This is a genomic window from Streptomyces sp. NPDC059695 (assembly GCF_042733785.1).
GTDB lineage: Bacteria > Actinomycetota > Actinomycetes > Streptomycetales > Streptomycetaceae > Streptomyces.
In genome coordinates this window covers 60,330-73,040 of record NZ_JBHWFF010000031.1, presented here as the reverse complement: position 1 = coordinate 73,040, position 12,711 = coordinate 60,330, and the positions used below count along the sequence as shown (strand labels likewise).

Sequence of the window (12,711 nt, the reverse complement as noted above, 5' to 3'; positions counted from 1 at the left end):
GCCTTGTCGGTCTCCTGCCCGGCCAGGACGTTCGTCCACCACAACTGGTAGGTGACGAACAGGAGCATGACGACGCCGAAGGTGATGAACAGTTCGCCGACGACGCGGCTGGCGACGACGCCGACGCTCTCCTTGGCGGCGCGCGCGGCACGGCGCGCCGCAACCCGGGACAACGGACGTCCTTCCGGAGCCGAGGCCGCAGGACCCGCGGGTGTACCGCCCCGGCGTCGGCCGCCCTTCGCAGCCCGACGCCGCTCGGCACGACCGGGACCCGGCTCCGGACCCGGACCAGCCCAGGCGGGCGAGAGGTAGAGGCCGGACTCGCGACGGAGCCGCGGCTCGGAGCCGGGCGCTGCAGTGCGCGGGTGTCGCTCCGTACGCCCCCGTCCGGTACGTGGTGCCTCGCCCTTCCGCGGAACTCCGTCCCGGCGTCCCAGGTCGGCCGACGGAAGTACGTCAGGTGAAGAGCGGAGAGGCCGCCCGCCGCGCCGTCGGCGTCGTCCTCTGCCACGTGAGCCGCTCCGGCTGGTGACGACTCGCCATGGCATGTGCTGGTGCCTCCTGTGGTGGTGCGGCGTCCCAGGAAAGGCGGGACGCCCTGTGCTCGTGAAGTGTCGCGACTCTCAAGCAGGGCGGCCACGATGACGGGGAGGGTGCGGCACAACCGACGTCTGCCCCGTACGCCCTTCGCCTCGCCGGCTCGCGTGGTCAGGCGGAGGTGCGCCTGATCCTCGCGAGGAGACGGACGATGCGCTGCTGGTCGGCCTCGTCCGCGTCGCGCTGCCCCCACTGGGTGCGCTCGGGGCGCCGTGAGACAGGGGACGGGGATGCCGAACGAGATGTATCGGCGCCCTGCTCCGCGCACGGAGGGACGACGTACGGGCGGGACCGGCCGGCCTGGGACGCGCGCAGGGCGGGCGCCGAGACGGAGAAGGGGAACGAGGCGGCACGATCCGCCGAGACGGTGCGGTCCCGGCGGGCACTGACGGCCGCGCCGATGATCCACGAGCCGGCGACCGGCGCCTGTGCGCGCTGCAGGAGCGCGGGCGCGTGCGGGGGAGTCTGGGGGATCTGGACGACGTACGTGAGGCCGGCCACCCGCGGACGCACACTCGCGGTGAGGACTCCGCCGTGGGCGTCGACGATGCGGCGAGCGACCAGCAGATGGGCCGGGTCGTTGACGGCCCGGGGGCCGCAGATCTCGATGCGCAGCTCGGCGTCCCGTACCGCTGCCGTGATGACGACGGTGGTGTCGGCTGCCTGCGGCGTGGAGGCGCTGGGGCGACGCGCCTCACCGGTCGAGGTGACTCCGGCGGCGTCGGCGATCAGGTGAGCCAGGGCGGTCGAGGCGTGTGCGGGATCCAGGGTGACGACGACGGGTGGCGCGTGGACCGCGAACTGAGTTCTGTGCGAGCCGGTGAGTGCCGAGGCCTTTTCGAGACCGGCGTTCACGACGGTGCCCAGAGTCGTGGGGTGGCGGGTGACGGCTATGCGTGCTTTTCGCGTCGGCTCCACGACGTCCTCACGACGCGGATTCGGCTCCTCCCGCACACGGGCGGCGAGGAGCGCGGTCAGCTCCGCGTGGCGGTCGGCGAGGGCCGCGTACCGGGCCTCCAGCTCCTCGCGCTCCACCGCGTACTTCTCCTCCAACTCGGCTCGGTCCGCCGCGTGTTGCTCGGCCCGGCTGACGGTGTCGGCGGCGTGATCCTCGATCAGCCGCTCGTACGGCCTTCGGTCGGAGAAGGCCATCACGGCCCCGACGAGCCGGTCCTCGATCCGTATCGGAGCGGTCGTCAGGTCCACGGGCACCCGCGTGCCGTCCTTCGACTTCAGCACGAGGCCGCGCACCCGGTGTTTGTGCCCGGTTCTGAGGGTGTCGGCGAGCGCCGAGTCCTCGTACGGGAAGGGGGAGCCGTCGGCGCGCCGGGGGAACACCACCGGGTGCAGCTCCAGGCCGCTCACCTCGCCCGCTTCATAACCGAGGATCCGCGTGAAGGCAGGGTTCACGAGGACCACCCGTCCGGCGAGGTCCGTACCGACGACGCCTTCGGTCGTGGCGCGGAGGATCATCTCGCACTGCTGCCGCGACCGTGCGAGCTCGGACTCGGTGCCGAGCAGCTCGGTGAGGTCGCGCACGACGAGCGCCCACAACTCATCGCCATTGCCTCCGTCGTACGCCTCAAGACCGGCCTCCAAGCGGACACGGGTCACCTCGACAGGGAACGCACCGCCGTCGAGGCGCCGGGCGGACGTCCGCACCGACCGATTCAGCCCCCGGGTGCCCGAAGAGCCGAAGCGACCGGCGGCAGCGCTACGGATCACCCACGCGTCCGCATCGGGTAGGAGATCGCGCAGACCGCGCCCGACGAGGGGGTGTCCGGACGTCTCGGGGGCCGCAGAGGTCTCGGTGGCATGGGCGACATCGGGGGCCGAGCAGGCCCCGAACATGCCGAGGGCGACGGCGTTGGCGCCGACGACCGTGCCGGTGCCGTCGACGAGGACGAGACCGTCGGGGAGGGCGTCGAGGAGGACGGACAGCCGAACAGTGCCTCGGGGGAGGGACGAGACCATGGCGACGATTCCTTTCCGGGCCTGGGAACCGGCGGGCCTGGTGCGGTGCCGGACGGTCGGGGCACCCGAACCTGCGCGGTGACGAGGGTGGAGGCAGAGGGGTGGTGCGGTGCGGCAGCCGTGCCGAGGGTTTGGGAGCAGCTCGCTGCCCACACTCCGTGGCACACCTGACGGCTGTCGGACACATAACCATCTGTCGATGGCATGCCTGAGGCATGAGAGGGGTGACCGAGGTTTCTTAAGGGTTCCTTGAGAATGCGCTCAGGCGGAGATGAGGAACACCGCGGAGAGAGCGTCCGGCACCGGATGAGCACCGCCCCAGCGGGCAGGCCGTAGCTCCTCTCACGAGGGGAGAGCCGGCAGGGGATGAGCATGCAGTCGTACTCGTCCTGCACCTCATCGGCGACGCCGATCAGATTCCACTCATCGAGCGGCCGCCGCGGGGCTCTTGGTGCGTCGGTTCCAGGTCGCATCACATCAGGGCCCACCCGTGAACCGCCGGCATCGCTAGCCCGCCGTGATCCAAACCAGACCGCTCACTGGTCGCAGTCCCAGGTGCCGGGCTGCGCCAGGCGCACCGTCGTGTGCTCCGGCCAGACATGGCGGAGTGACAGCGGACCGGACCGAGTCCTCGCCGCGGCCGGCTTCCGGATTGCGTTGCCCCGACCGTGCGGAGGCCCTGTCGTGGTCCGGGCGGCAGGTTTCTCCGATGCCTTGCCCATGCGCGGTGGCCCGACGCCACGCGGGCCCAGCCGGCACCTTCAGCGACCGCAGATTGGCCCTGTTTCGCCGGACGGAAGATCCGGCCCAAGGTTCCCGAGCAGACGAGAAGATCATTAGCTCGGTATCCCTCGGTGTATCTGTGGTGTCGGATGTGACAAGAGGGCGGCACGGCCAATGTATGGGGCAGTTGGGAACCATGGGGCCGGGCGAGAGGAAAGGGCTTGCGGCCTGAGTAAATACGTGGACTTTGTTGACCGGAGCGAGTTCAGGGGTGCAGTATGCCTCCGAGGAAGCGCGGCCCGTTGTTCCCGACTGCCGGTTGATATCCCATGGAAATTCTTCCCGAGGCGGTGACAGGTTATCGCTTCGTGGTGCAGCAGGAATGGGGGGCGCATGGACGTAGAATTAGTGGAGCGCAAAGGGGCAGGCCACCCGGACACCATTGCCGATGCGGTGGCCAACGAGTTCTCTCGCCGATATGTGCAGTACACGCTCAAGCATTTCGGTGGTACACCGAGACACTCGGTGGACAAACTTGTCCTGGCGGGTGGAACGAGCCGCCTGGCTTTCGGCAGAGGTCATGGGGTAACCCCCATCGTGTGCGATGTGGTGGGGAAGATCACGCCGTCGTTCGGCAGTGCCGAGATTCCGGTACGTGACATTGCGGCGGAGTCCCTGGATGCCGTTTTCGCGCGCTCTTTCTGTTCGTCCGCCCTCGAGTTACTGCCGCCACCGGTGCTGCGGATCAGCGCGAACGACGGCATCGGGGCCGAACACCATGACCGCTACTACGCGCCGAGGGCGATCGACGATCTCGACACCGTCGACCTCCGGTGCGAGGCCAACGACACCGCCGTCGTCTTCGGCCACCACGGGCCGACGCAACTGGAATACCTGGTCTGGCAAGCCGAGAACCATCTGACCGGCCCCGCCATGCAGGTCCGCTTCGGCACCGGCACCGACGCGAAGGTCCTCGCCAGCCGGGTCGGGAACCGGGTGTCGGTCCATGTCGCGATGCCGTTCGTCGCCTCCCTGGTCCCGAGCGAACGGGTCTACCGGGACTCACTCGCCGCTATCGGCGCCGAACTGCACCAATTGCTCCAGAAGACGGCGCCCGACCTCGACATCGCCGCCCCTGTGCTCAACACCAAGGACCGCCCGGGGCACGGGTACCTCACGCTCGCCGGCAGCTCCCTGGACAAGGGGGACCAAGGCGCCGTGGGTCGGGGCAACAACTACAGCGGAGTGATCTCGATGCTCCGTCCCCAGTCGATGGAGTCGCACGCCGGCAAGAACCCCTTCCGCTCCGCGGGCCGGATCTATCCCGAGATCTGCCGCGCCGTCAGTCGCGATTTCGCCCTCGCCCATGGTGTGGACATCACCATCGGCCTGCAATCGGCCAACGGACGTCCGCTGGAGGAGCCCAGCGCGGTGTTCGGCCTCCTGCCCGACGGCTCTCTCGTCCCTCAACGTGAACTCGGAGTCGACACCCTGAACCGCGAGCAGGTCGTACGGGCGCGCAAAACCGTGCTCGACCCGGAACAACTGCATCGAGACGTGCACGGAAGGGTGGCCGACAGTGTTTCCCGCTGAGGCGCAGATCTGGATCGACTGGCATCTGACGAACCGCTGCAACTTCTTCTGCGACTACTGCCATCCGCAGATCAGACACGTTCTCAACAAGCGTCATCTCGACGAGAGGACGCCGAAGGAGTGTGCTGCGGCGTTCGACGCGATCGGGCCGACGTGCGGCATCCTCATGTCCGGCGGAGAGCCGTTCGCCTTTCCCGGGTTCGTCGATCTCTGCAGGCTGCTGACGCGCAAACACTTCATCGCCATCAACACGAATCTGTCGTTCACCGAGGACATTCGTTGCTTCGCCGTTTCCGTTCCAACTGATCGGGTGTCCCGGATCCTCGCAGCCGTGCACGTGGAAGAACGCGAACGAAATGATCTCCCCTTGGAGGACTTCGGCCGAAACTTTCGCATCCTGCGCGACGCCGGCTACGACATCACGGCCGCCTACGTGCTGCATCCGGAATTGCTTCACCGGGCCGAGAGCGACTTCGAACGGCTCCGAAGCGCCGGTGTGGACCGCCTCGTCGGGAAAGTGTTCAAGGGGATCTGGCAGAAGCGCCGTTTCCCCCGGAACTACAACGACGAGGAGTTGTCGGTGGTCCGGAAGCTGATCACCGACTACCACGTGGGCGCCGCGTACATCGACCGGGACTGGAACTTCTCGGGAGCCGCCTGCCGGGCCGGCACGAACTCGTTCAAGGTGATGATCACCGGCGATGTCCGCCGCTGCGTCTCCGTACCGGGCAGTCTGGGCAACCTCTTCGACGGAAGCTTCACACGACGTTCCGAGCCCGCCCCGTGCACGGCGAAACGGATCCTGGTCCTCTCCGAGTGCGCAGAGCACCTGGTGGAGCGGCCCGTCGAGTTCGAGGCCCTCCTCGGTGGCGATCGCGTCGGGAAGTGACGAGCCGTGCCGTACACATGGTGGGCCGGCACGCTGCTGACGTCGCGCGGCCGGTTCATCACTCCGTTGGCACGGTGGATGCTGAGTCTCCTCTATCGCGACGCCGTCTGGCTGTGGTGCCTGAACGGCCGTGCGCGACTGTGCCACCTCGCCGGTCGTGACCGGGCGCCTCGACCTCCGGCCGGCCCCGCCGGAAGCGGCCTGACCAGAGAGGGGTACGTCCGTGTCGAGTTCGCCGAGTCTCTGTGGCGTGCGGTCGCCGGTGCCGCCGAGGCGCTGATGGCCGCCCCGCGCAATGCCCGGCAGATCGCCGACGGCCGCAGTGCCGCCGGCGGGAAGGACTACCAGATACGCCTGCTGGCCGACGAGGGTCAGCAGCTCGACCTGAGCCACCCGGTGGCGCGCACGGTACTGGACTCCTCGGTGCTGGCCCAGGTGGCGGACCACCTCGGCTGCTGGCCGCGGCTGCATTCCGTCGACATCTGGCTCAACCTGCCCGTTGCGGTGGACCGCCCACCCGAGGCATCCCAGCGTTGGCACCGGGACTACGAGGACCACCGCATCGTCAAACTGTTCGTGTACCTGCGCGACGTGGACGAGGCCACCGGGCCGCTCACGCTCGTCGGCGCCACCCACTCCCAGGGCCGCCACTGGCGGGTCCTGCCCGCCCCGGTTCCCCACGGCATGGTTCTCGACGAACGAGTGGTTGCTGCCGCGTTCACACGACGGGACATCCACCCCCTGTGCGGTCCCGCCGGATCGGCCTACCTGGTCGACACGACAGCCGTGCACCGCGGTGGCCGGAGCACCCACCTTCCGCGCCTCGTCCTGACCGCGACCTACGTCACCGGCGCCGCCGTCCGTCCGCTCCAACCCCGGCCCTCCCTCACGGGCTCCCTCGCTGGCCTCACACCCCTCCAGCGCCACGCCGCCGCCCCTCGTCACGTTCAGCCTGTGGCGGTAGTCGGCCGGGGCGGCAGACATCCGCGTTGAGACCGCGTATGGGTCGCTCCGGTGGCCAGTTCCAGAAATCCGCACGGGGCGGTGGCCGGCCCGCTGCACGAGGCCGCCGGATGAAGGCCACCATCGCCACCGGGCCTCTGCCCGGCTCACTTGGGTGCCCTTGTCCTATCGCCGGGAAGTGCTGGGGGACGGGTTGAGTGGTGGGGACGTGTACGGCGGGCGCGGGGGCGTTCGGGACGCCGTCCGGGTGGATGGCGGGTGACCGGTGCCCGAGACCTCGCCCGATGACGCCATGGCAGTGGCGTGGCGTGGTGTGTGCGAAGCCTGCCGGGTCAGGTGCTGAGCGCGTGTCCGGTTGTTGCGTCGACGTGCTCCGGGATCTCGTCGTGGCGATCGCCCACGGTCGATGTCCCGGTGGGCTCGAACATGAGGATTGCGGCGCCTGACGGAGCGTACGGCCTGTGCTCTGTGCCTCGGGGGACGGTGTAGACCGCTCCTCGGGGGAGCCGGACCGTGCGCTCCCCCTCGGGCTCGCGTAGGGAGATGCACAGCTCGCCGTCGAGCACCAGGAAGAACTCGTCGGTGTCGTCGTGCACGTGCCAGATGTGGTCGCCCTCGACCTTGGCTATGCGGACGTCGTAGTCGTTGACGCGCGTGACGATGCGGGGGCTCCACAAGGCATCGAACGAGGCCAGAGCCTTGCTGAGGGAGATGGGTTCGCTGCTCATGTGCTCATCCTGAGCCGTTTCACGTGGCCGCCGGGAGTGCTAGGAATTGCACATGTCGAAAGAATCCTCGCATGCAGCTCGCGCGGCGGGCGTACACCGGGTCGTCGTGATCGTGGACGAGAACTCGAACCCCTTCGAGCTCGGCTGCGCGACCGAGGTCTTCGGTCTGCGCAGACCGGAGATCGGCCGTGATCTCTACGACTTCAGGCTCTGTTCCCCCGAGCCCCGCACCTTGATGCGAGACGGGTTCTTCACACTCACGGGAGTTGCCGATCTGGAAGCGGCCGAGACGGCGGACACCTTGATCGTCCCCAACCGTCCGGACATCGACGTGCCCCGCCGTCCTGCCGTGCTCGATGCCGTTCGCCGGGCACACGCCCGTGGTGCGCGCCTGGTCGGCTTCTGCAGCGGAGCCTTCACGCTGGCCGAGGCCGGAGTCCTCGACGGGCGCCGGGCCACCGCGCACTGGCAGTGGGCGGATTCCTTCCGGGCCCGCTTCCCCTCTGTCCAGCTCGAAGAAGACGTGCTGTTCGTGGACGACGGCGACATCCTCACCGCGGCAGGCAGTGCAGCTGCGCTCGATCTCGGGCTGCACGTGGTCCGTCGCGACTACGGCGCGGAGGTCGCCAACTCTGTGAGCCGGCGGCTTGTGTTCGCGGCACACCGGGACGGTGGACAGCGGCAGTTCGTGGAGCGTCCCATGCCCGACCTGCCGGACGAGTCCTTGGCGCCTGTCCTGGCCTGGGCCCAGGAACGGCTGGACTCACCGCTCAGCGTCTCCGACCTCGCGGCGCGTGCGGCGGTCAGTCCGGCGACGCTGCATCGCCGCTTCCAGGCACAAATGGGCACGACGCCGCTGGCGTGGCTGACAGGGGAACGGCTTGCTCTGGCGTGCCGGCTGATCGAGCGGGGTGAAGCCCGCTTCGAGGTAGTCGCGCGGCGCAGCGGGCTCGGCACCGCTGCCAATCTGCGCACGCTGATGCGCCGCGAGACCGGCATCACACCGTCGGTGTACAAGCGCCGGTTCGGGCCGCAGGCGAACTGACGGCGGGCATCCGCTGCCGACGAACCAGGTGTGTTTCATCGTGTGCCATCGCCGGGGCGAGCAAGCTTGTCGGCGGGCCGCCCCCGTCCACAGCCCGTTCCCTCCGGGCCCCGCATCCCGGCGGTCCTCCCTGCCTCCGAGCGCTAGGTGTAGGAGGTCATGACGTTGGTGACGCCGGCTGGTAGCCGTGCTGCCGGTGGTTGGCTTCCGATCGCGGTGTGGGGTCGGTGGTGGTTGTAGGGGACATTCCATCGGCCCAGGAGTCGGGTGCGGTGGGCCTCCGATGTCTTGTTCCGGGCGTAGAGGAACTCCTCGGCCAGGATGCGGTTGTATCGCTCGACCTCGCCGTTGTGCCGTGGGGTGTATGGGGCGATGCGTTGGTGTCCGGCGCCGAGGAGAGCTTCACATCGATGTGGGTCATGTGGCCGGGCCGTCGGGCGTGGATTCTCCGCGGCTGTCGGTTGGCTTGACCGTCGGGGTCGATGAATCGGCGTCGGTTGAGGCCGATCTCGGCCAGGTGCCCGCTCACGGTCCTTCGGCCGGTTGGCGTGCCGGTCTGGGACAGCTCGAAGTCGATCCTGGCGGCGGACCACTTGTGGGTGCGCCGCAGTTCTTCTGTGAGGTCGAGGATCTCGGACGGTGTCGCGGTGGGCTGATGGTGAGGTGCGGAGGAGCGGTCCTCAAACCCGAGTTCGCCGTGTCGCCGGTATCGGTTGACCCCATTTCGATGCACATGACCGGGAGATCCCCATCTCGGCTGCAACGTGGGCGATGGGCCTCGTACGGCATCGTTCGACGAGGCGACGCGGCCCTCCACGGTGAGGGGTGCATTCCTGTGCGTCACGCGCCGGAACCAGGCGCAGAGGCTCGCCGTGATCGGTCCCGCCCGGCGATGGCCTCAGCAACCTCTTGGATGGCACCGCGAAGAAGGTCACCGTAGGGATTCTGAGGAAGGCCCGGTGCGTGCGTCTTGGCCGCGTTGATGTGCTCGGTGGCGGCTTCGAAGGAGCCGAGCCGGCGGTAGTTGTCAGCGAGGTTGAGATGCAGGGAGGGATAGAAACCAGCGATGTGGAGGCCTGCATGGTGCTCCTGGACGCGCTGCTCCGTCACGGCGTCGGCAGCGTCCAGGGCCCGGATGTCCCAGGCGAGGGCCTGGGCGGGATCCTCGTAGAGATCTGCCAGGTAGTGGGCGAGCGAGCAGCGGTGCAGCGGATCACCGGTGACACCGATCGCGGACCACAGGCCCAGCAGTTTCCGGCGGGCGGAGGCGCTGTCACCGGCGTGCCCCTCGGCGACGGCGTGGCCTATTGCTTCCATGGTCGGGTCGGGGCTGGCGGGTGCGGTGGTCATGGACTGTTCCTCGTCGTCTTTCTCAGGCGGAGTGGTCGGACTTGATGGGCATGGCCAGCGTGGTGAGATCGCCGCGGTCGGCGGATCGGATCGTGACGGGCTGGTCGTGTCCCCGTAGGTCGAGCAGTACGTCGGGGCCGATCGCCGTGCTCACGGCGGGATAGAGCGTGGTCAGCTCGAACCAGATCTGGAGGGCCTGGCCCGCCGCGGTGGCCGGGAGCGGGGTGTCGGGGTGTCCGATGTCCGCTGACATGACGCTCACTCCGTGGTCAGCGACATGCAGCCCGATGCGCTCGCCGGGGTGTTCTTCCAGGGCTCGCAGGAGCAGATCCTTCGAGACCGTCGCGCGAGTCGTGACCTCGCCCAGTGACGCGAGCATCAGCCCGTAGTCGGGAAACTCCTCGGGCAGCAACCGGCAGTGCCGGTCCTCTCGGTCGGCCACGCGGAACCAGATCCCGTTCGAGACCGCTTCCAGTCGGACCAGCGGGCTGCGGCGGCTCGCCGCGACCGCAGCCCGCAGCTCGTCGCCATTGACCGTGCCGGCCCACGTCTGGCTGGGCGGTTCAGCCGGCACCAGGGTGCGGGTGGAGAGCCGGTATCGGTCCGTCGCGGTCAGGGTGACTGCCTCAGGACTTGCCTCGATGCGCAGACCGGCGAGTGCTGGCATCCCGGGCTCATGCGCGGCCGAGGTCAGGACCTGCTCGACCGCGTCAGCCAGCACGGGACCCTTCACCGCCGCAAGGGGAAGACCTGGCGCATTGCCGAGCGCGGACTTGATGACAGCAGCCTTCTGCTGCACGGCCGCTGCATTCCCAACGACCTTTGCGACATGCTCATCGAGTAGCCGGGAAGCCTCGTCGGCCCCGGAACCAAGTACAACCTCGACAGCGGCCAGGGGCATAGCGAGCTCGCGAAGCTGACGCAGCACGGTCGCCCGAGCCACCTGGTCAGTGCTGTAGTGGCGGTAGCCCGAGACCGGGTCGACTTCGGCAGGAGGCAGCAGCCCGGAGTCGGCATAGAACCGCAGGGCGCTGGAGGTCAGGCCACTGCGTTGGGCGAAGGCCCCGATCGGCATCAGCTCATCATTTGGCACCGCGCCATCATCAAGCTTCAACCAAGTCGAAGGTCAACACCGACGAGCAGCGACACCAACCTCATGGCCAGCAACAGCTAGGCACCGTCACCCGGGGCTTCATCCTGACCGCGCAGGTTGGAACTGGCCGGGCGGCGGACGCCCGTAGCGGTCCTCCGTGGGCGTTCGTCTGGTGGGGGCTCCGAGTGGGCTCGGGCCAGGGGCACGAGGGGGATCGCACCCGCCAATGCCAGGATCGCCGCGGCCCGCAGTACCGTCTGGATGGCGGGGCCGTCGGACGCGGCCGACTGCGCGGATCCGCTGATCGCCTCAAGCACGGTCGCGGCGACGGCCACCGCGACTCCGCCGAGCAGGACCAGGGAGGTCAGGACGAGGCCCGAGGCGGCCGCGAGCCGCCCGGTGGGTACGTACGACTGGGTCGCGGTGTTGGTCAGCGCCCATCCGAGCCCCACCCCGACGCCCACCACGACGAAGACCGTCGTGTACAGGGCGAGAGGTTCCGCCCAGGTGAGAACCATCAGGCTCACCCCGCTGAGCACCATGCCGGCAGCCATGAGGGCTTCTGGGCGCCGGCGTTCGGCGAGGTGCCCGGACCAGTAGCTCGCGCCGCCGGCACCGACGGACAGTGCGAGGAAGATCAGCCCCGCGTCCAGAGGCGAGAGACCGCGAGCCTGCTGGAGGTAGAGCGCGGACAGGACCGCGACGAGGCAGTACACGATGTTCGACACGGAGCCGGCGAGCGTGACGGTCACGAAGGGGCGGTTGTGCAGCAGGGAGAGATCCAGGAGTGGTTCCGACGCCCGTCGTTCGATGACGAGGAAACCGGCGAGGAGCGCGATCCCGACGAGGAACATGGTGATGGTGACCGGCGAGCGCCACCCCCACCGGGCCCCCTGGTCGACGGCGAGCATGAGTGCGGTGAGTCCGCCCGCGATGGTCAGGGCTCCCGGGACGTCCAGTCGCCGACTCGCATGAAGGTCGCGCGTGTCGTCGACGAATCGCAGCATCAGAAACACGGCAACGGCGCACAGAGGAACGTTGAGCAGAAAGACCGCCCGCCAGCTGACTTGTTGGCGAAGACACCTCCCACGAAGGGGCCGAGGGCTGTGCCGACGGCACTGAACGCCAGCACGGTGCCGACCGCCCGCGCCTGCCGCCCGTCACGGAAGTAGGCGGTGACGACCGCGACGGCCACCGGGAAGATCAACGCGGCGCTGGCTCCCTGCGCCACGCGGCCGGCGACGAGCCAGCCCGCGTTCTGAGCGGCGCTGCACAGGACGGACACCGCAGCGAACCCGCTCAGCCCCACCACGAGAACCGTCCGTCGGCCGTGGACGTCGGCCACGCGCCCTCCGATGATCATCAGGGCGCCGAGGGCGAGCATGTATCCGCTGACCAGCCACTGCAGGTCGGTCGAGGGTTCGCCGAAGTCACGCGAGATCACCGGCAGCATCAGATTGAGCGCGAACCAGTCCATCTGTACGAGCAGCATCGACAAGGACGCCGCCGCGATGACCGCCTTGTCTCGCCGGGAGAACACTCGCCCGACTGCAGATCTGTCCGTGCGCGCGGCCATCGGGGCTCCCGTTCCGTGATTTCCCTCTTTCAGAATGCGCTCAGGCTGCCCCGAGGGCACGCCGTGAACGGTCGCTCGCGTACGGGGCGGTGCCAGTCCAGCCGCGATGGCCACTTCCCGTGATGCGGGCGTCGAAGCCGGTCCAGGGGCCGACCGCGCTGGACTCTCCCAGGGCCGGCC

General features: G+C 68.8%; 10 protein-coding genes and 1 pseudogene. 4 read left to right on the top strand and 7 right to left on the bottom strand.

The features are described from left to right. Positions 1–708 precede the first annotated feature (708 nt). The gene (locus ACFV2S_RS30425) at positions 709–2,571 is read right to left on the bottom strand and encodes a PAS domain-containing protein (RefSeq protein WP_385566043.1); all 1,863 of its coding nucleotides are present in this window, start codon (positions 2,569–2,571) and stop codon (positions 709–711) included. A gap of 1,116 nt (positions 2,572–3,687) precedes the next feature. Between ACFV2S_RS30425 and ACFV2S_RS30420 the strand changes: the two genes are divergently transcribed. From ACFV2S_RS30420 to ACFV2S_RS30410, 3 genes are read left to right on the top strand one after another with little or no spacing between them, the layout of a single operon-like run. Beyond that, on the top strand, positions 3,688–4,887 hold the full coding sequence (locus ACFV2S_RS30420) for a methionine adenosyltransferase (RefSeq protein WP_385566040.1): 1,200 nt from the start codon (positions 3,688–3,690) through the stop codon (positions 4,885–4,887). Then, positions 4,874–5,776, top strand: a complete 903-nt coding sequence (locus ACFV2S_RS30415) for a radical SAM protein (RefSeq protein ID WP_385566037.1) — start codon at positions 4,874–4,876, stop codon at positions 5,774–5,776. The genes ACFV2S_RS30420 and ACFV2S_RS30415 overlap by 14 nt, the downstream gene beginning before the upstream one ends. Before the next feature lie 6 nt (positions 5,777–5,782). Beyond that, positions 5,783–6,769 (top strand): phytanoyl-CoA dioxygenase family protein, encoded by a 987-nt coding sequence (locus ACFV2S_RS30410; RefSeq protein ID WP_385566033.1) that lies wholly within the window; start codon positions 5,783–5,785, stop codon positions 6,767–6,769. A 302-nt stretch (positions 6,770–7,071) separates the two neighbouring features. On the opposite strand, the gene ACFV2S_RS30405 is transcribed toward ACFV2S_RS30410, so the two are convergent. Further along, on the bottom strand, positions 7,072–7,467 hold the full coding sequence (locus ACFV2S_RS30405) for a cupin domain-containing protein (RefSeq protein ID WP_385566028.1): 396 nt from the start codon (positions 7,465–7,467) through the stop codon (positions 7,072–7,074). Between the two features lie 52 nt (positions 7,468–7,519). Between ACFV2S_RS30405 and ACFV2S_RS30400 the strand changes: the two genes are divergently transcribed. Beyond that, the gene (locus ACFV2S_RS30400; RefSeq protein WP_385566025.1) at positions 7,520–8,512 is read left to right on the top strand and encodes a GlxA family transcriptional regulator; all 993 of its coding nucleotides are present in this window, start codon (positions 7,520–7,522) and stop codon (positions 8,510–8,512) included. Between the two features lie 143 nt (positions 8,513–8,655). Here ACFV2S_RS30400 and ACFV2S_RS30395 read toward each other — a convergent pair. From ACFV2S_RS30395 to ACFV2S_RS30375, 5 genes and pseudogenes are all read right to left on the bottom strand, one after another. Next, positions 8,656–9,356: pseudogene (locus ACFV2S_RS30395) on the bottom strand (integrase core domain-containing protein). Then, the gene (locus ACFV2S_RS30390; RefSeq protein ID WP_385566022.1) at positions 9,353–9,862 is read right to left on the bottom strand and encodes a hypothetical protein; all 510 of its coding nucleotides are present in this window, start codon (positions 9,860–9,862) and stop codon (positions 9,353–9,355) included. Before ACFV2S_RS30390 ends, ACFV2S_RS30395 begins: the two are co-directional and overlap by 4 nt. Before the next feature lie 22 nt (positions 9,863–9,884). Beyond that, on the bottom strand, positions 9,885–10,955 hold the full coding sequence (locus ACFV2S_RS30385; RefSeq protein WP_385566068.1) for a MerR family transcriptional regulator: 1,071 nt from the start codon (positions 10,953–10,955) through the stop codon (positions 9,885–9,887). A 77-nt stretch (positions 10,956–11,032) separates the two neighbouring features. After that, positions 11,033–11,971, bottom strand: a complete 939-nt coding sequence (locus tag ACFV2S_RS30380; protein ID WP_385566018.1) for an MFS transporter — start codon at positions 11,969–11,971, stop codon at positions 11,033–11,035. Then, positions 11,962–12,531 carry an MFS transporter gene (locus ACFV2S_RS30375; protein WP_385566013.1) on the bottom strand — a complete coding sequence of 190 codons (570 nt, stop codon included), beginning with the start codon at positions 12,529–12,531 and terminating at the stop codon, positions 11,962–11,964. The genes ACFV2S_RS30380 and ACFV2S_RS30375 overlap by 10 nt, the downstream gene beginning before the upstream one ends. Between the last annotated feature and the right edge of the window lie 180 nt (positions 12,532–12,711).

Bases quoted from the DNA above. Each gene is read 5' to 3' on its own strand.
- ACFV2S_RS30405 (WP_385566028.1), bottom strand. From the start codon at position 7,467: ATGAGCAGCGAACCCATCTCCCTCAGCAAGGCTCTGGCCTCGTTCGAT.
- ACFV2S_RS30390 (WP_385566022.1), bottom strand. From the start codon at position 9,862: ATGACCACCGCACCCGCCAGCCCCGACCCGACCATGGAAGCAATAGGC.
- ACFV2S_RS30375 (WP_385566013.1), bottom strand. From the start codon at position 12,531: ATGGCCGCGCGCACGGACAGATCTGCAGTCGGGCGAGTGTTCTCCCGG.
- ACFV2S_RS30400 (WP_385566025.1), top strand. From the start codon at position 7,520: ATGTCGAAAGAATCCTCGCATGCAGCTCGCGCGGCGGGCGTACACCGG.
- ACFV2S_RS30420 (WP_385566040.1), top strand. From the start codon at position 3,688: ATGGACGTAGAATTAGTGGAGCGCAAAGGGGCAGGCCACCCGGACACC.
- ACFV2S_RS30425 (WP_385566043.1), bottom strand. From the start codon at position 2,571: ATGGTCTCGTCCCTCCCCCGAGGCACTGTTCGGCTGTCCGTCCTCCTC.